General features: G+C 70.8%; 13 protein-coding genes, 1 tRNA gene and 1 pseudogene. 10 read left to right on the forward strand and 5 right to left on the reverse strand.

Annotated elements, in window-relative coordinates:
• Nucleotides 1-6: 6 nt before the first annotated feature.
• From ABD073_RS13525 to ABD073_RS13565, 9 genes and pseudogenes are all read left to right on the forward strand, one after another.
• On the forward strand, nucleotides 7-213 hold the full coding sequence (locus ABD073_RS13525) for a hypothetical protein (protein ID WP_343875429.1): 207 nt from the start codon (nucleotides 7-9) through the stop codon (nucleotides 211-213).
• Between the two features lie 107 nt (nucleotides 214-320).
• Nucleotides 321-1616, forward strand: a complete 1296-nt coding sequence (recF, locus tag ABD073_RS13530) for a DNA replication/repair protein RecF (protein ID WP_343875430.1) — start codon at nucleotides 321-323, stop codon at nucleotides 1614-1616.
• Entirely contained in the window at nucleotides 1613-2203 is a 591-nt protein-coding gene (locus tag ABD073_RS13535; protein ID WP_343875432.1) for a DciA family protein, read from the forward strand. The genes recF and ABD073_RS13535 overlap by 4 nt, the downstream gene beginning before the upstream one ends.
• Nucleotides 2204-2521: 318 nt before the next feature.
• Nucleotides 2522-4561: a DNA topoisomerase (ATP-hydrolyzing) subunit B gene (gene gyrB / locus ABD073_RS13540; protein ID WP_386751624.1), complete on the forward strand. Its 2040-nt coding sequence runs from the start codon at nucleotides 2522-2524 to the stop codon at nucleotides 4559-4561.
• A gap of 180 nt (nucleotides 4562-4741) precedes the next feature.
• The gene (gene gyrA, locus ABD073_RS13545) at nucleotides 4742-7537 is read left to right on the forward strand and encodes a DNA gyrase subunit A (RefSeq protein ID WP_343875434.1); all 2796 of its coding nucleotides are present in this window, start codon (nucleotides 4742-4744) and stop codon (nucleotides 7535-7537) included.
• Nucleotides 7538-7720: 183 nt separating this feature from the next.
• Nucleotides 7721-8222 (forward strand): annotated as a pseudogene (locus ABD073_RS13550) (DUF3566 domain-containing protein); the annotation flags it as partial.
• 87 nt (nucleotides 8223-8309) lie between these two features.
• Nucleotides 8310-8383 (forward strand) — tRNA-Ile (locus ABD073_RS13555).
• 327 nt (nucleotides 8384-8710) lie between these two features.
• A complete protein-coding gene (locus ABD073_RS13560; RefSeq protein ID WP_343875439.1) occupies nucleotides 8711-8947 on the forward strand; it encodes a helix-turn-helix domain-containing protein in 237 nt (78 codons plus the stop codon).
• 18 nt (nucleotides 8948-8965) lie between these two features.
• Nucleotides 8966-9973: a Clp protease N-terminal domain-containing protein gene (locus tag ABD073_RS13565; protein ID WP_343875440.1), complete on the forward strand. Its 1008-nt coding sequence runs from the start codon at nucleotides 8966-8968 to the stop codon at nucleotides 9971-9973.
• Between the two features lie 114 nt (nucleotides 9974-10087).
• Here ABD073_RS13565 and ABD073_RS13570 read toward each other — a convergent pair whose 3' ends face one another.
• From ABD073_RS13570 to ABD073_RS13590, 5 genes are all read right to left on the reverse strand, one after another.
• A complete protein-coding gene (locus ABD073_RS13570; protein WP_343875442.1) occupies nucleotides 10088-11317 on the reverse strand; it encodes an ABC transporter permease in 1230 nt (409 codons plus the stop codon).
• Complete coding sequence (locus ABD073_RS13575; RefSeq protein WP_343875444.1) at nucleotides 11314-12195, reverse strand: ABC transporter ATP-binding protein; 882 nt, start codon at nucleotides 12193-12195, stop codon at nucleotides 11314-11316. Before ABD073_RS13575 ends, ABD073_RS13570 begins: the two co-directional genes overlap by 4 nt.
• Before the next feature lie 111 nt (nucleotides 12196-12306).
• On the reverse strand, nucleotides 12307-12990 hold the full coding sequence (locus tag ABD073_RS13580) for a response regulator (protein WP_343875445.1): 684 nt from the start codon (nucleotides 12988-12990) through the stop codon (nucleotides 12307-12309).
• Entirely contained in the window at nucleotides 12987-14276 is a 1290-nt protein-coding gene (locus ABD073_RS13585) for a sensor histidine kinase (protein WP_343875446.1), read from the reverse strand. Before ABD073_RS13585 ends, ABD073_RS13580 begins: the two co-directional genes overlap by 4 nt.
• Before the next feature lie 74 nt (nucleotides 14277-14350).
• Nucleotides 14351-15022, reverse strand: coding sequence for a response regulator (locus ABD073_RS13590; RefSeq protein WP_343875448.1), 672 nt, complete (start codon nucleotides 15020-15022; stop codon nucleotides 14351-14353).
• Nucleotides 15023-15109: 87 nt separating this feature from the next.
• On the opposite strand from ABD073_RS13590, the gene ABD073_RS13595 reads away from it, so the two are divergent.
• Complete coding sequence (locus tag ABD073_RS13595) at nucleotides 15110-17326, forward strand: sensor histidine kinase (protein WP_343875449.1); 2217 nt, start codon at nucleotides 15110-15112, stop codon at nucleotides 17324-17326.
• Nucleotides 17327-17346: the final 20 nt, after the last annotated feature.

Raw genomic sequence — 17346 nt, forward strand, 5'->3', positions numbered from 1 at the left:
GTGTGCATGATCGGCAGGACCAAGACGCTGCTCAGCAGTCTCTTGTGCTCCTTGGTGGTGCTCTGGACATCGGGTCTGGACCAGGAGTCCCCGGATCTGCTGTGGTTCCTCCACGTGGTGCTGGTCTTCCTGCTGTCCTTCGGGGTCCTCTCGGTGCTGGCGGCCGCCGTCAACTGGTTCTGGCGACGGTTCATGGACAACGGGGAGGGGTGACCCCGGGTCTCATCGCCGGTCCGTCACGGACGCGGGCCCCGTCGTCGTTCCACGTGGAACGACGCGCAGGGACGGAGCGTGTCCGCTGCGGCCATAGACTCGGGAGCATGTTCGTCCACCACCTGAGCCTCACCGACTGGCGCTGCTATGCCAGCGCAGACGTGGAGCTGGGGCCGGGTGTGACGATCTTCGTCGGCTCCAACGGGCAGGGCAAGACCAACCTGGTGGAGGCCGTCGAATACCTCTCCCACATGGGCTCGCACCGGGTCAGCTCGGAGGCCCCGCTGGTCAAGGCCGGCACGCCGCAGGCCATCGTGCGCGGCCGGGTGCAGGCCGCCTCGGACGATCCGCGCAAGCTGCTGCTGGAGATCGAGGTGAACCCCGGCAAGGCGAACCGCAGCCGGATCAACCGCAATGCCCTGCCCCGGGCCCGCGAGATCTGCGGCGTGCTGCGCACCGTCGTCTTCAGCCCCGAGGACCTGGCCGTGGTCAAGGGCGACCCCAGCGACCGTCGGGGCTTCCTGGACCAGATCGTGATCACCCGCTGGCCGCGGATGGCCGGGGTGAAGAGCGACTACGAGCGCGCCCTGAAGCAGCGCAATGCCCTGCTCAAGTCGCTGTCCGGACGTGGCCAGCGGCCCGACGACGACTATGCGGCGGCCACCCTGGAGGCCTGGGACGAGCAGGTGGCGCGGATCGGCAGCGAGCTGCTGCACGCCCGGCTGGACACCATCACCGACCTGATGCCCCATGTCACCACCGCCTACTCGGAGATCGCCCCCACCAACAACGTGGTGCGCGCCGACTACCGCACCAGCCTCGACATCGAGCCGGGCCCGGCCGAGGAGCACGGCCGAGAACTGCTGGAGCGACGGCTGCGCGAGGCCATGGCGGAGCGGCGCCGCGAGGAGATGGCCCGCGGCGTGAGCCTGGTGGGCCCGCACCGCGACGACCTCCACCTCTACATCGGCGAGCTGCCCGCCAAGGGCTATGCCAGCCACGGCGAGTGCTGGAGTCTGGCGCTGGCCCTGCGGCTGGGCAGCTTCGAGCTGCTGCGCGCCGACGGCATCGAACCCGTCCTGGTGCTGGATGACGTCTTCGCCGAGCTGGATGCCACCCGCCGCCTCCGGCTGGCCGAGCACGTCCGCGACGCCGAGCAGGTGCTGGTGACCGCAGCGGTGGCCACCGACGTGCCTGAGCTCCTCACCGTCGACGACGAGGGCCGCCCCACCGGGCGTCGCTACCGGGTGCAGGCCGGGACCGTGGTGCCAGCCGGGCTGGACGGGGAGCCGCTGCAGCCGCAGTCAGAACGTGCCGATGTGACACGGATCACTCCACAGCCTGTGGAAAACGCTGTGGACGAGTCGGTGGACGAGGACGCTCCGGTTGGGGACGAGGCATGAGCGAGATCCCTGGATCCGAATGGGAGCAGGAATCCGGACCCACCGAGGAAGACCTGCAGGCGGCCCGCGAGGTGCTGGCCAACCACGACCCGCTGGGCCTCGACCTGGCCAGCCAGATCGCCGAGGGCACCCGTGCGGTGCTGCCGCCCTCGCGTGGCGTGCGCAAGAAGCCGCGTCGTCGCCGGGAGTGGACCGAGTCGACGGTGCGCTCCGGTGCCGGTCCCGACGCGCGCGACCCGCAGCTGCTCGGCGCCGCCCTGGGCCGGGTGATCAACGAGCGCGGCTGGCAGCGTGAGGTGAACGTGCGCAACCTGCTGGACCGCTGGGAGTCCCTGGTGGGGCCCACCAATGCGGCGCACTCCCAGCCGGAGGCCTATTCCGGCACGGTGCTCACGGTGCGCTGCGAGTCCACCGCCTGGGCCACCAACCTGCGCCAGCTGGCCCCAAGCCTGGTGGCGACGCTGAACCGCGAGCTGGGGGACGGCACGGTCACCCGGATCACCATCCTGGGACCCACCGCCCCCTCCTGGAAGCACGGCTCACGCAGTGTGCGCGACGGGCGCGGCCCCCGCGACACCTACGGCTGAGCCTGGCCACCCCCCCCGGCGCCCCGGCCGCTTGCGGGCTGATGGAGGTGAGCGGTCCGTGTCCGGAAACGGCCCACAGGGGCGCTGTGGGGACCCCGGGTGCGAGGGGGCCCAGGTGAGGGTCCTGATCGCGCGCGAGAGGTGGCCCCAGATGCCGCCCAGAGCCATTCCTCGCGACGCACCCCTCGCCGACTGGGCGTTGGCTCCACGCGTCGGCTAGAATTTGGACGTTGGTCACAGTGCCCCCACGAGCCCCGTCCCGGGACGCCCGGGGCCGAGGCAGGACAGGAGCACCACCAGGTGAGCGAGAGCACAGGCATCGTCGAGGGCGCGGCCCAGGAGCAGGAGCCCGACGTCAACGACGCCGGCAGGCTTGAGGGGTTGGCGGACTCCGGCGACACCTCGGTGGCCGCCGGCAGCTACGACGCCGGTCAGATCCAGGTCCTCGAGGGGCTCGAGGCGGTGCGCAAGCGCCCCGGCATGTACATCGGCTCCACCGGCGAGCGGGGCCTGCACCACCTGGTCTACGAGATCGTCGACAACGCCGTGGACGAGGCCCTGGCCGGCTACGGCGACAAGATCGAGGTCTCGATCCTGCCCGATGGCGGCATCTCCGTGGCTGACCACGGCCGTGGCTTCCCGGTGAAGATGCACCCCACCCACGGGCTTCCCGCCGTCACCGTCGCGCTGACCGTGCTGCACGCCGGCGGCAAGTTCGGCGACGGCGGCTACAAGGTCTCCGGCGGCCTGCACGGCGTCGGCTCCTCGGTGGTGAACGCCCTGTCCAGCCACTTCAAGGTGGAGGTCTGGCGCGACGGCTACCGCTGGCAGCAGGAGTTCAGCCTGGGCGACCCGGACTACGACCTCAAGCAGTGCGAGCAGAGCGAGGAGACCGGCACCAAGGTCACCTTCTTCGCCAGCCCGGACATCTTCGAGACCACCAACTACTCCTACGAGACCCTGGCCACCCGCTTCCGCGAGATGGCCTTCCTGAACAAGGGCCTCGAGATCACCATCACCGACGAGCGGCCCGACCGCGTCGACGACGAGGGCAAGCAGAACAGCGACACCTTCAAGTACGACGACGGCCTGGTGGACTACGTCAAGTACATCAACGGCACCCGCGAGCCGATCCACCCCAGCGTCGTCAACGTCGAGGCCCACATGCCCGACGCCGGCATGGGCGTGGAGGTGGCGCTGCAGTGGAACACCTCCTACACCTCCAGCGTCCACACCTTCGCCAACACCATCAACACCATCGAGGGTGGCACCCACGAGGAGGGCTTCCGCGCCGCACTGACCAATACGGTCAACAAGTGGGGCGAGGCCTGGGGCATGATCAAGAAGCGCGAGGACCGCGTCTCCGGCGACGACATCCGTGAGGGCCTCACCGCCATCATCTCGATCATGCTGGCCGAGCCGCAGTTCGAGGGCCAGACCAAGACCAAGCTGGGCAACACCGAGGCGCGCAGCTTCGTGCAGCGCGTGGTCAACGACAAGCTGGGCGACTGGTTCGAGCGCAATCCCGCCGAGGGCAAGGACATCGTCCGCAAGTCGCAGGCCGCGGCCCAGGCCCGGATCGCCGCCCGCAAGGCCCGGGACATGGCCCGCAACCGCAAGGGCCTGCTCGGCGGCGGTGGCCTGCCCGGCAAGCTGGCCGACTGCTCCAGCAACAACCCGCTGGAGTGCGAGGTCTTCATCGTCGAGGGTGACTCCGCCGGTGGCTCCGCCAAGGGCGGCCGCGACCCGCGCACCCAGGCCATCCTGCCGATCCGCGGCAAGATCCTGAACGTCGAGAAGGCGCGGCTGGACCGCATCCTGCAGAACAAGGAGGTCGAGGCCATCATCAACGCCCTGGGAACGGGCGTGCACGAGGACTTCGACATCGACAAGCTGCGCTACCACAAGATCGTCCTGATGGCCGATGCCGACGTGGACGGTGCGCACATCCGCACCCTGCTGCTGACCCTGCTCTTCCGCTTCATGCCGAAGCTGATCGAGGCCGGCAAGGTCTACCTGGCCCAGCCGCCGCTCTTCCGGCTGCGCTGGACCAATGCCCCGCACGAGCTGGCCTACTCCGATGCCGAGCGCGATGCCCTGCGCGACGCCGGGCAGAAGGCCGGCAAGAAGCTGCCGAACGTCAACCCGATCCAGCGCTACAAGGGTCTGGGCGAGATGGACGCGCAGGACCTGTGGGACACCACCATGGATCCCGAGGGCCGCATCCTGCTGCAGGTGACCCTGGACGACGCCGCCCGCGCCGACCAGATGTTCTCGATCCTGATGGGCGAGGACGTGGAGCAGCGACGCAGCTTCATCCAGCGCAATGCCAAGGACGTCCGCTTCCTGGACATCTAGGACAGCAAGGGGGACGACCCCCTTGGACCCCCGCGCCGTCGCGCGCACCGGCCCGGCCGCTCGCAAGCTCGCTCAGGGCCTGCGCTCCGGATCGGAAGGGTCTGGGTAGGTCCTCACCGGCGGCCGAGCTTGTCGAGGCCCACCACGAACTCAAGCAGTACGTAGTCACGAGGGAAGACAATGACTGACATTCCGCAGGGCCCCATCGGGGACGACGCCGAGGCCAATTCCGAGGACCTCTCGCCCGTCGAGGAGATCACGGGCGAGGGCGACCAGGCCCCGGCCGAGGGACAGATCAGCACCGTCGAGGAGATCGACGCGCCCAACCACGGGCGCACCGAGCCGATCGACCTCAACGACGAGATCCAGAAGTCCTACCTGGACTATGCGATGAGCGTCATCGTGGGCCGCGCCCTGCCGGACGTGCGCGACGGCCTCAAGCCGGTGCACCGCCGCGTGCTCTACGCCATGTACGACGGCGGCTACCGCCCCGACCGTGGCTGGAACAAGTGCTCCCGCGTGGTCGGCGAGGTGATGGGCAAGTACCACCCGCACGGTGACTCGGCCATCTACGACACCATGGTCCGCCTGGCCCAGCCCTGGGTGATGCGCGCGCCGCTGATCAACGGCCAGGGCAACTTCGGCTCCCCGGGCAACGACCCGGCCGCCGCCATGCGGTACACCGAGTGCAAGATGGCGCCGATGGCCATGGAGATGGTCCGCGAGATCGACCAGGACACCGTCGACTTCCGCCCCAACTACGACAACCGGGAGATGGAGCCCAGCGTCCTGCCGGCCCGCTTCCCGAACCTGCTGGTCAACGGCTCCACCGGCATCGCCGTGGGCATGGCCACCAACATCCCCACCCACAACCTGCGCGAGGTCACCGAGGCCGTGCAGTGGGCGCTGGAGCACCCCGAGGCCAGCGAGGAGGAGCTGCTCGAGGCCGCCATGGGCTTCATCAAGGGCCCCGACTTCCCGCTGGGCGCCACCATCGTCGGCCGCGAGGGCATCGAGCAGGCCTACCGCACCGGCCGTGGCTCGGTCACCATGCGCGCCGTGGTGGACATCGAGGAGGACAAGAACGGGCGCACCATGCTGGTGGCCAAGGAATTGCCCTACATGTGCAATCCCGACAACCTGGCCCAGAAGATCGCCGAGCTGGTCAACGCCGGCAAGATCAACGGCATCGCCGACATGCGCGACGAGACCTCCTCGCGCGCCGGCCAGCGCCTGGTCATCATCCTCAAGCGCGACGCCCAGCCGCGCGTCGTGCTGAACAACCTGTACAAGCACACCCAGCTGCAGGACACCTTCGGCTGCAACATGCTGGCCCTGGTGGACGAGGTGCCCCGCACCCTGCGCCTGGACCAGTTCATCAGCTACTGGATCAAGCACCAGATCCTGGTGATCCAGCGTCGCACCGCCTTCCAGTTGGCGCAGGCCGAAAAGCGGGCCCACCTGTGGCGAGGGCTGGTCAAGGCGCTGGACATGCTGGACGAGGTGATCGCGCTGATCCGTGCCTCCCGCACCACCGAGCAGGCCCGTGACGGTCTGATGGAGCTGCTGGACATCGACGTCGACCAGGCCACCCACATCCTCGACCAGCAGCTGCGTCGTCTGGCCGCGATGGAGATCGAGAGGATCCGGGCCCAGCTGGCCGAGCTGGAGATCCTGATCGCCGACCTGAAGGCGATCCTGGCCGACGAGATGCGCCAGCGCCGGATCATCGCCGACGAGCTGGCCGAGATCACCGAGAAGTACGGCGACGAGCGTCGCACGAAGATCATCGCGGCCGACGGCGACTTCTCCGACGAGGACTTCATCCCCGACGAGGACGTGGTGGTCACCATCACCCACGGCGGCTACGCCAAGCGCACCAAGACCGAGCTCTACCGAGTGCAGAAGCGCGGCGGCAAGGGCGTCAAGGGTGCCAGCCTGCGCAGCGACGACGAGGTGGCCCACCTGTTCGCCACCACGGCGCACCACTGGGTGCTCTTCTTCACCAACATGGGCCGGGTCTACCGGATCAAGGCCTGGCAGCTGCCCGAGGGTGGTCGTGACGCCAAGGGCGGTCACGTGGCCGGCCTGCTGAGCTTCCTGCCCGACGAGAAGATCGCCCAGGTGGTGAGCCTGCGCTCCTACAACGACGCCGACTTCCTGCTGCTGGCCACCCGCAACGGCCTGGTGAAGAAGACTGCGCTGGAGCAGTACGACAGCCCCCGCCAGGCGGGCCTGATCGCCATCAACTTCCGCGAGGAGGACGACGAGCTGATCGGTGCCGGGCTGTGCAGCGAGGCCGACGACGTGCTGCTGATCTCGCGCAAGGGCCAGGCGATCCGCTTCAGCGCCGACGCCGAGCAGCTGCGCGCGATGGGCCGCAACACCTCCGGCGTCACCGGCATGAAGTTCCGCGAGGGCGACTCGCTGCTCAGCATGGCCATCATCGACGCCGACATGCCCGAGGACGACCGCTTCGTCTTCACCGTCACCGACGGCGGCTACGGCAAGCGCACCGCCGTCAGCGAGTACCGCCAGCAGGGCCGTGGCGGCCTGGGCATCAAGGCGATGAAGCTGGCCGAGGACCGCGGCAGCCTGGTGGGCGGCCTGGTGGTCAGCGAGAACGACGAGGTGATCGCCATCAAGACCTCCGGCCAGGTCACCCGATCCGCGGTCGCCGACGTGCCCGCCAAGGGACGCGACACGATGGGCGTGAAGTTCGTGGGCGTGCGGGGGGAGGACGCGGTCTCGCTGATCGCGCTGAACCCGGAGCACCACGACGACGATGAGGCCCTCGAGGGCGCCGAGTCCACAGCCCCCGAAGGCGGCGAGCAGCAGGCCTCCGACGGGGCCGTGAACGGCTCCGACGCCCCGGCCGACGCGTCGAACCCGGATGCTGAGTCGATGGGCGATACCGTTGACGAGCAGGAATCGGCCGACGTGGCCGAGGAAACCCAGGAGGAATCCGGTGAGTGAGACCACCGACGCCGCGAAGATCGGGGCCCAGGCGGCCCAGGCCAAGGCTGAGCAGACCACCCAGGTGGTCGACGCCGCCACGGCCGAGGCGCCCGCCGAGTCGTCGTGGCAGCGCGGCCTGAAGAAGATCTCCGCCGGCGCCACCGGCCTGGGGGCCGCGGTCAGCGACAAGGTCAGTGACCTGCGTCGCCCCGACGCCGACCCGGGTACCACCGGGGTCAGCGGAGGCGAGATGGCCGCCAGCGGTGCCACCAGTGCCGCTGCTGGCACCACCTCCTCCGCCGGTGCGGCCGGACGCCCGTCCATCAACCGTCGTACCCGCAAGGCACGGCTGCGCCTGTCCCGTCTGGACCCGTGGTCGGTGATGAAGACGGTCTTCCTGTTCTCCATCGCCGGGGCGATCATCTTCTTCGTGGCCACCTGGGTGATCTGGGGCGTCATCAACGCCTCGGGCGTCTTCGACAGCGTCAACAAGGCGGTCAACGACCTGGTGGCCAGCCCCACCAGCGAGTCCACCTTCCGGCTGGAGTCCTATGTCAACACCCCGCGCATCCTGGGCTTCGCGGCCCTGATCAGCGCCATCAATGTGGTGCTGATCACGGCCCTGGCCACGCTGTTCAGCTTCCTCTACAACCTGGCCGCCACGGTCATGGGCGGCCTCGAGGTCACCCTCGCGGAGGACTGAGGGCGGCTCTGCCCGGGCCCGACCGACTCGATTTGAGCCGGGGGCCCAAGGTGGAGTATTGTTCCTCAACGTTGCGAAAGCAGCTGCGGGCCTATAGCTCAGTCGGTTAGAGCGCTGCCCTGATAAGGCAGAGGTCACTGGTTCAAGTCCAGTTAGGCCCACGCAGAAGGACCCCCAGGTAACTGGGGGTCCTTCTGTTTTTCTGCCAGAGGCACTGGTGCCTCGACGACGAGTTGCCCGTCACGCCACAGGCGGCTTCGCGCCTCTCGCGTGCACCGTGCGCGCCTGGAACCCACGGCGCGCCCGCGAAGCAACCTTGCGCGCGTCATGCCAGGCGCAAGGTTGCACCATGAGCGCGAGGTCAACCCACGGGGCGCGAGGTGCCGGCCGGGGCGCCCCGATCAGGATCGGAGGATGACCGTGCGACACCCGCCCTAGCCGAGCAACCTGGGTTGACAAACGCCCACATGTCAACCAAAGTTGCTCACATGGACAGCACGCGACTCGCCCAGACCGCTGGGGACACCAGCGACCCCCGTCAGGGGCTGCGCGCGGTGGCAGCGCTGCGCCACCTGACCGACGACCTGGAGCTGCGCCAGGTCGAGGCCGCCCTCGCCGCCGGGCTGGGGTGGGCCGAGATCGCCGCCTGCTTGGGGGTCACCCGGCAGGCCGTGCACAAGAAGTTCCGCAACCGGGTCCGCCCCGACCTGCTGCCCTCTCGCTGACACCACCAGGAGCACGCCATGATCCGCCTCACCCGTCTTCGCCTCGCCCTGCCCCGGACCTTCACCCTCCTCACCACCGCCTGGCACGAGGCGCAGGCCGCCGACGCCCAGCGGATCACGCTCGACCACCTGCTGCTGTCCCTGCTCGCCGCCGGGGGCCCGGCCTCCGAACTGCTCGCCCGCCACGGCGCCACGCTCCCGAGTCTGCGCGCCGCCATCCGGGGCCGAGAGGTCGACGACCTGGCCACCCTGGGCATCACGCCACCTGCCCCGCGGCCGCGTCGCTCGCTGCGGGAGACGGTTGCGGCGCCGCGCGAGCTCGTGCTCGACCCCGAGGTGGAGCGGTTGCTGAATGCGCTGCCGCTGCGCTGGGGCGAGCAGGAGATGCTGCGCCAGCTGCTCGAGCACCCGTCGGGTGGCCCGGCCGTCGCCCTCGACAAGGCGGGGGTCGACGTGGCCGCGCTGCGTCAAGAGGCGGCGGGTCCGGGCGCCTTCGCCACCGGCCACGAGCGCACCGCACCAGTGCCGGGCCTGCTCGATGGGCAGCCCGAGTCGACCACCGTCGTGGAGCGCTTCCTCCCCGTGGCCTACCCGCTCGCCTGCCGGGTGGTTCGCGAACCGGCGCTGATGGCGCAGTGGGGCCCCTATGGGCCCGAGGCCGAGGCCTCCGGCGAGGTCGTTCTGCCGCCCGCCGCGCAGCAGGAGCGTGCCCGGGCCAAGGGCTTCACCCAGGCCCTGCACCGGGTGGTCGACGAGTCCACCCCCGACCGGACCACGGTGGCCTGGCAGGAGCGCTGGACCGGGGACGACAAGGAGCAGCACGGCTTCTACCTGCACCTCGTGCTGACGCCGGCTCCCGGTGGCACTCGGCTGCGCCTCACCCGAGGCGCCCCCGGCTTCGGGCGCCTCGGCGGCCTCTTCCGTCGGCTCAGCGCGCTGCTCACGCCGCTGAGCACGGGGCACCTCGTCCACGGTATCGCCACCGTGGCCGAGGGCCTCGACGAGAGCGATCCGCAACCGGCCTGAGCCCCTGCAGGACATGGGCCGGGAGCCTGCGACGACATGCTGCCTCGACGCACCCAGCACGCAGAAGAGCCCCGGTCACGGACCGGGGCTCTTCGTCTGTCAGGGATGGCGATCTCAGGCCTTGAGCTTCAGCGCCTCGCGGTAGCTGAGCCGGCCCTGGGTGCGCAGCAGCGCGCGTCGGTAGATCCGCTCACCCAGCAGCACCGTCACGGCCGCGAAGGCGATGTTGACCAGCAGGGCGATCACGCCGTCCCACCAGTGGGCGGTGCCCTCGATGATCCGGGTGGGCATCAGGATGCCGGAGATGATCGGCACATAGCTCAGCACCACCTTCCACACGCCGCTGGCCATGAAGCCGGCGCCGTAGGCGATCATCAGCAGGTAGATCAGCGGGGAGCTGGTCTGCTGCAGGTCCTCATTGCGGGTGGCCATCGCACCGGCCGCGGCCCAGACGCAGGCCAGGGCCATGAAGCTGGCCAGGAAGAGCAGCAGGTACCAGCCGGAGGCCTGGACCAGCTCGGGCAGGAAGGCCTTGAGCTGGGGCACGAAGCTGGCGCCCACCAGGCCCGCGCCCACCATCAGCGCCATCTGTGCCAGGGCCAGCACGGTATTGCCCAGCACCTTGCCGGCCAGCAGCTGGCGCACCGGGATGGCGGCCACCAGGATCTCCACGATCCGCGACTGCTTCTCCTCGATCACCGACTGGGCGATCTGCATGCCGAAGGTCAGCGCCGACATGAAGAAGAGCACCGCGAAGACCAGGCCGATCACCTTGCCCAGGCCACCGCGCTGGGAGTCCCCGTCCAGCTGACGGGTCTGCACCGTGCTGGCCTGGTTCAGCTCGGCCACCGAGGTGCCGCCGGACTTCGCGGCCTGCTCCAGCACCTGCTGGTTCAGCACGGCGTTCACGGAGGCCACCAGACCGTCGTCCACCGAGTCCTTGAAGACCAGGCGCCAGCGGCCGTCAACCTGCTCCAGCAGCGCGTCGGCATCGCCGGCGCGCAGCATCTGCTCGGCGGCCGCCACGTCAGCGGCGCGGTGCACGCTCACCTCGTCCTTGTCGTCGGCGGCATGGACCGCGGTGGCCAGGCCGTCGGCGAAGGACTGGGCCTGCGGGCTGGTCGCCACCAGGTCGGTGTGGTCGCCACGGTTGGCCATCAGGGCGCTGATCCCGGCCGAGCCGATCACCAGCAGCAGGGTCACCAGGGTGCCGATCACATAGGACTTGTCGGTCAGCTTCACCATCATCTCGCGCACCATCACGGTGCGCCACGGGGCCTCGCCGCGCCTGCGAGGCGCCGTGCTGCCGGCGGCAGGCTGGGGAGCAGTGGTCTGGGTGGTCATGCCGTCACCTCGCGGTAGATCTCGGACAGGGAGGCCCGCACCGGGCTGAACTCGTGCACCTCGCCGCGGCGCAGCGCCTCGGTGAGCACGGCACGACGCGCCTCGGGCGAGTCCAGCTCCAGCAGGGCGGTGGGGCCGTCGACGTCCACCACCACGACGCCGGCCAGGTCACGCACCCAACCGGTGTCCGCATCGGCCACCAGGCGGTGGCGCACCCGCCCCCGCGACTCCAGCTCCTGCTTGGATCCGCGGGCCACGACGCGTCCGCGGGACAGGATCACCAGCCCGTCGCAGAGCCGGTCGATCAGGTCGAGCTGGTGGCTGCTGAACAGCACCGGCACGCCGTCGGAGGCGCGGCTGCGCAGCAGGGCGGCCATCTGGTCGATGGCGGTGGGGTCGAGGCCGCTGAAGGGCTCGTCCAGCACCAGGCAGGTGGGATCGCTCATCATGGCGGCGGCGATCTGCACCCGCTGCTGGTTACCCAGGCTGAGGGTCTCCAGCTTGTCCTTGGCGCGAGCGCCCAGGTCGAAACGCTCCAGCATCTCCAGCGCCTCGGTGCGCGCCGCATCGCTGGCCTGGCCCTTCAGCCGGGCCAGGTAGACCAGCTGGTCGACGATCGGCTGCTTGGGGTACAGGCCGCGCTCCTCGGGCATGTAGCCGAAGCGGGCTCGGTCGGCGTAGCCGGCGGGTCGGCCCTGCCACTGCACCGTGCCGGCGTCGGGGGCCAGCAGCCCCATGATCATCCGCATGGTGGTGGTCTTGCCGGCGCCGTTGCCGCCGACGAAGCCGATCATTTGGCCGGTGCCGACGTCGAAGCTGACGTCGTCGACGACGGTGCGTTCGCCGTAGCGTCGCGTGAGGCCCTGGACCTCGAGCATCTCTCCCCCTGAAAGTGTTGGTGTGCTACCAGCCTCCCAAGCGGCTGGGCCACGCACATCGCCCGCGCGACGGATCCGCCGGTCTCCTCCTCAGGGGGGGAGGGGTGCTGCTCAGTCCGTCGCGGGATCGACCAGTCCGTGGCGATAGGCCCAGACCACCGCCTGCACCCGGTCGCGCAGGCCCAGCTTGGCCAGCACGTTGGAGACATGGGTCTTCACCGTCGCCTCGCCCACGAAGAGCAGGCCGGCGATCTCGGCATTGGACAGGCCCTGGGCCATCAGGCAGAGCACCTCGCGCTCCCGGGCGGTCAGCTCCGGGTGGCCAGCACCTCCGTGGTGCCCGGGACGGGCGCCGGGAGCGGTTCCGGGCCGTGTCCGGTCGCGACCCATCCGGGCGATCACCCGGGTGGTCACCTCGGGCGAGAGCAGGGCATGGCCCTCGACGGCGGCATGGATCGCCTCCACCAGCCGCTCCGGTTCGGAATTCTTGAGCAGGAAGCCGCTGGCGCCGGCCTGCAGGGCGTCGAAGAGGTAGTCGTCGCGGTCGAAGGTGGTCAGGATCACCACCTTGCCCAGGTCCTCGGCCACCAGGGCTGCGGTGGCGCCCACCCCGTCGAGCCGCGGCATCTGGACGTCCATCAGGGTCACGTCGGGGCGCAGTTCGCGGGCCAGCTGCACCGCCTGCTGCCCGTCGGAGGCCTGGCCCACCACCTCCAGGTCGGGTTCCACCGACAGGATCATGGCGAAGCCGGTGCGCACCAGCGGCTGGTCGTCGGCCAGCAGGACGCGGATCATCTCTCACCCTCCATCGGGAAACGGACCCGGACCCGGTAGCCACCGGTGGCGCGGGGGCCGATCTCGGCCACGCCGCCCATCGCGGTGACCCGCTCGCGCATCCCCAGCTGGCCCAGCCCGGTGCCGGAGGTTCCGCCGCGCGGGCTGCCCTCGTCGAGCACCTCCGCCTCGGCCCAGCCGGGCGTGGTGCGCAGCGTCACCGAGCACCGGTTGGCGGTGGAGTGGCGCGCCACATTGGTCAGCGCCTCCTGCACGATCCGGTAGAGCGCCAGCTGCCTCGGCAGCGGCAGTGCCGCCACGGCACCCTCGCGGTGCTCCACCACGGTGAGCTCGGCCGGCGGCTTGGAGCTGCGGCACAGCTGCTCCAGCCCGGCCAGCGTGGGCTGGGGCTCACGTCCCTCCTCGGCCGGGGAGGGCTCGCTGCCCCGTAGCGCTCCCAACAGGCCCCGCATCTGGTTGACCGCTTCGCGGGAGGAGTTCTCGACGTGGGCCAGGGCGTCGGCGGCGGTGGCCGGGTCGCGTTCCAGCAGCCGTCGCGCCCCGGCCGCCTGGATGCCCATCACGGAGACGTGGTGCGCCACCACGTCGTGCAGCTCGCGGGCGATCCGCAGCCGCTCGTCCACCACCGCCTGCTCCCGCAGGGCCTCGGCCTGGGCGCCGATGGTGGCGGCCTGGTCGGCCAGCAGGGCCTGGTTGCGGGCCTGGCGCCAGGCGGACTGCCCCACGGCCAGCGAGCCGCCCACCCAGAGCGTGTTGAGCAGGAAGCTGTAGACCACGTAGGAGGGGATGGCGGGCAGCAGGCCCCGCGGGTGGCCGCCGTCCAGGCTGCGTCGGTAGACCTCCATGCCCTGCCCGATCGCGAAGTCCACCGCCACCCAGGCGAAGAGCAGCACCATCAGCCCCGCGACCACCAGCGCCACCTGGCGACGGTCCTGGCCCCAGGAGACCGTGGAGTAGAACAGGAAGAAGCAGGCCACCTGGAAGCTCATCAGGTACCCCACCTCGACCACCCAGGTGCCGGCCACGAAGAAGAGCGCGAAACAGGCCATCCCCACCAGCAGTGGGAAGCGACGACGCAGCAGCGCCAGCGGAGCCAGGCAGGCCAGCACCAGGTACTGCACCCAGGCGGGACGGGCGCCGCTGAAGTCGGCGAAGGAGCGCACCAGCTCCAGGCTCAGGGCCTGGAAGGCCAGCAGCGCCACGGCCACCAGCCAGTCCGCGCGCTCCAGCCGGGGACGGGGGCGCTGCCAGTCGTCCTCGGCGCCGAACCACGCGAACCAGTCCATGCGCCGACCCTAGCCATCTGCCGCGGCCCGGACCTCCGTCCTGAGGAGGAGTCGGCCGGCCAGCACCGAAGGGCTCACAGCAACGGCGGCAGGGCGTGCGGGTCCACCAACCGCAGCTGGATCGAGCGCACCAGGATCTGGGTGCGGCTGCTGCAGCCCAGCTTGGTGCCGATGTTGCCCAGATACTGCTTCACCGAGCTCTCCGAGAGGTACATCCGTCCGGCGATCTCCGCATTGGACAGTCCGTGCGCCAGCCAGCCGAGCAGTTCCAGCTCCCGCTCGCTCATCGACGGGGCGCCCTCGTCGGGGCCGGAGGGCTCCTGGGTGACCGAGCGGACCAGCTCACGCCGCACGCTGGGGGACAGCGGCATCTCCCCGGCCAGGGCCTGGCGGATCGCGAGCAGCAGGGCCTCCGCACCGGCATCCTTGAGCAGGTAGCCGGCCGCACCCGCCCGTAGCGCCGGCACCACGTGGTCACGGGTGCCGAAGGTGGTCAGCACCACCACGCAGGCATTGGGATGACGCGCCATGATCGCCGCGGTGGCGTCGATGCCCGACATCACGGGCATCTGCAGGTCCATCAGCACCACGTCCGGACGCAGCCGGTCGGTGGCCTCCGTGGCGGCCGCGCCGTCGCCCGCCTCGCCGACCACCTCGATGTCGGGACGGCTGGCGAAGAAGGAGCGGTAGGCCTCCCGCACCAGCTCGTCGTCGTCGACCACCAGGATCCTCACAGGCTGCTGCATGCCGTCGATCCAAGCACGTCCTGGTCCACAAGGCCGACTCGACCCCCGCTTGGCGCCACCGGCCTGCGCGCGGCAGGCTGTCGGACGATGACTGTTTCCGTCCGCCAGCACAGCGCCGCCCGCCGGGTCTGGGTGCGGGTCGTGCTCTGCCTGGCAGCGGTGGCCTTCGTGGTGCGCGAGTTCCAGGGCTGGGGCACCACCAGCCCGATCCACCTGGTGGCCGTGGCGATGGCACTGGTGGCCGCCCTCACCCTGGTGCTGGCTGCGCGCTGGACCTGGCTGCCGCTGGCGATCGGCCTGGTGGCGGCCTGGTCGGGAGCGCCCGAGGCGATGGGCGCGCTGTCGATCCTGTCGGTGGTGCTGACCGTGGTGCACCTGCCCCGGGCCGGGCGGCGCGGACTGGTGGCCGTGGTGGCCCTGCTGCTGGGCACGGTCGGCACCCTGGCCTGGCCCCTCACCGGTGGGGACGGCTCCGCCGGCCTGGCCGGGGCGATGGCCGCCGCTGCCCTGGTGCCGCTGGCCCTGGTGGCGGGCTGGGCGCGCCGGGTGCAGTTGCGACGGCTGGTGAGCACCGACGACGAGCTGGTGGAACTGGAGGCCTCGCTGGCCGCGGTCCGTGACCGGGAGCGCTCCCGGCTGGTGGACGAGCTCCACCAGACCGTCAGCGCCCGGCTCTCCGACATCCAGCGGCTGCTGCGTCACCGTCCCGGGGGAGACGACGTCCCCGGCCGGATCGACCTGTTGGACCGGATCGACCTGGCCACCCGCGCGGCACTGGTGGAGATGCGGCTGGTGATGCAGGTGCTGGTGGACAGCGCCGGACCCCAGGCCGACGACCTGGCGCACAGCGACCTGGCACGGGCGGAGAGCCTGACGGCCGCCATCGACCAGGCCAACCAGGAGCTCACGGAGCGCGGTGTGGCGGCCCAGGTGCCTGTCCCCGATGACCTGGAGCAGCTGGAGCTGGCCACGGAGCGGGCGCTGGCGCGGGTGGTGCGTGAAGCCGTCGTTCCCCTGCTGCGCAGCACACGGCGCCCCGACCTGGCCCTGGTGACGGTGGGTCTGGCGGAGCGGGAGGCCCAGGTGAGGGTGCAGCTGGCCGAACCGCTGCTGCTGCGCACCGATGCGCTCGACGCCCGGCTGGAACTGCTGGGTGGCAGGGTGCAGCGACGGGCCACGCCCACCGGGGGCTCCCAGCTGCTGGTGCGGCTGCCACGCGGCGAGAACGTGCTCGACGCCGCTCCCGAGCCGCGCCGGGTGCCCTGGGGGATGGTGGTACGCCTCGTCCTGCTGGCCGTGCTGGGCGTGATCAACCTGCAGCACATCACCCTGCCCGCCCGGCTCGAGAGTGCCGCCATGGCGCTGCTGGTGGTGCGCTGCGACCTGGGCCTGGTGGCCATGATGGGCTGGCTCTGGCTGGCGGCCGCCTGGCCGTTCGCGACGCCCGGCCTGGGGTTGGCCGCCGCGGTGCTGGTGGCCATCCAGTCGCTGGATGCACGCCGGCTGGCCTCCTATCTCTCGCTGGCCGGTCTGGCCCAGCTGGTGCTGCGGGTGCGTACTGAGGAGAGCAGCCTGCTGCTGGACGACCTGGTGGTCTGCCTGCCGGCCGCCGCGCTGGGCTACGCCCTGCTGCTGCAGCAGCAGCGCACCGGCGCCCAGCGTCGTCGCCGCCTGGAGCTGGAGGAGCGCCGCGAGGACATGCTCGCCGAGGTGCGTCAGGACCTGGCGCGGGACCTGCACGACGTCGTCGCCCACCAGCTCTCCGTGGTGACCCTGCAGATCATGGGCCACCGGCACAGCCGCGAGCCGGCCGAGCTGGACCTGGTACTGGACCGGGTGCAGGCCGCCACCGACCAGGCCCGGGCCGAGCTGTCCTCGCTCGGCCGGGTGGTGCTCACCGGCGAGGAGGTGGGGGGCGTGCTGCAGCCCGAGCTCGTCGCCGAGCGGATGGCGGAGGAGCTCGCCGCCGAGGGCCACCCGGTGGTGCTGGAGCTGGACCGGCTCGACCAGCTTCCGGTCAGCGTGCGCCGCAGCCTGGTCCGCCTGCTGCAGGAGGGCACCACCAATGTGCTGCGCCATGCCGGGCCAGGTGCCCCGGTGCTGGTCCGGGTGCGTCGGCAGGCGGGCGGCGTCGACTTCTGGATGGCCAACCGCCACGACGACTCGCCCCGGCCGCCCTCCCCCTTGTCCAACGGCCTGGGCCTGCGCGGGCTGGCCGACCGGATGGAGCTGATGGGCGGCAGCTGCCGGGCCGGCCTCGAGGACGACGAGTGGGTGCTGCGCGCCACCCTGCCGCTCGAATGAACCCGTCGCAGCCGTATTTG

The organism is Luteococcus peritonei, from assembly GCF_039526385.1.
GTDB lineage: Bacteria > Actinomycetota > Actinomycetes > Propionibacteriales > Propionibacteriaceae > Luteococcus > Luteococcus peritonei.

Excerpts from the sequence above, each read along its gene's own strand:
- ABD073_RS13525 (WP_343875429.1), top strand. The coding sequence starts at position 7 with ATGATCGGCAGGACCAAGACGCTGCTCAGCAGTCTCTTGTGCTCCTTG.
- recF (WP_343875430.1), top strand. The coding sequence starts at position 321 with ATGTTCGTCCACCACCTGAGCCTCACCGACTGGCGCTGCTATGCCAGC.
- ABD073_RS13535 (WP_343875432.1), top strand. The coding sequence starts at position 1,613 with ATGAGCGAGATCCCTGGATCCGAATGGGAGCAGGAATCCGGACCCACC.
- gyrA (WP_343875434.1), top strand. The coding sequence starts at position 4,742 with ATGACTGACATTCCGCAGGGCCCCATCGGGGACGACGCCGAGGCCAAT.
- ABD073_RS13560 (WP_343875439.1), top strand. The coding sequence starts at position 8,711 with ATGGACAGCACGCGACTCGCCCAGACCGCTGGGGACACCAGCGACCCC.
- ABD073_RS13565 (WP_343875440.1), top strand. The coding sequence starts at position 8,966 with ATGATCCGCCTCACCCGTCTTCGCCTCGCCCTGCCCCGGACCTTCACC.
- ABD073_RS13570 (WP_343875442.1), bottom strand. The coding sequence starts at position 11,317 with ATGACCACCCAGACCACTGCTCCCCAGCCTGCCGCCGGCAGCACGGCG.
- ABD073_RS13575 (WP_343875444.1), bottom strand. The coding sequence starts at position 12,195 with ATGCTCGAGGTCCAGGGCCTCACGCGACGCTACGGCGAACGCACCGTC.
- ABD073_RS13580 (WP_343875445.1), bottom strand. The coding sequence starts at position 12,990 with ATGATCCGCGTCCTGCTGGCCGACGACCAGCCGCTGGTGCGCACCGGC.
- ABD073_RS13585 (WP_343875446.1), bottom strand. The coding sequence starts at position 14,276 with ATGGACTGGTTCGCGTGGTTCGGCGCCGAGGACGACTGGCAGCGCCCC.
- ABD073_RS13590 (WP_343875448.1), bottom strand. The coding sequence starts at position 15,022 with ATGCAGCAGCCTGTGAGGATCCTGGTGGTCGACGACGACGAGCTGGTG.
- ABD073_RS13595 (WP_343875449.1), top strand. The coding sequence starts at position 15,110 with ATGACTGTTTCCGTCCGCCAGCACAGCGCCGCCCGCCGGGTCTGGGTG.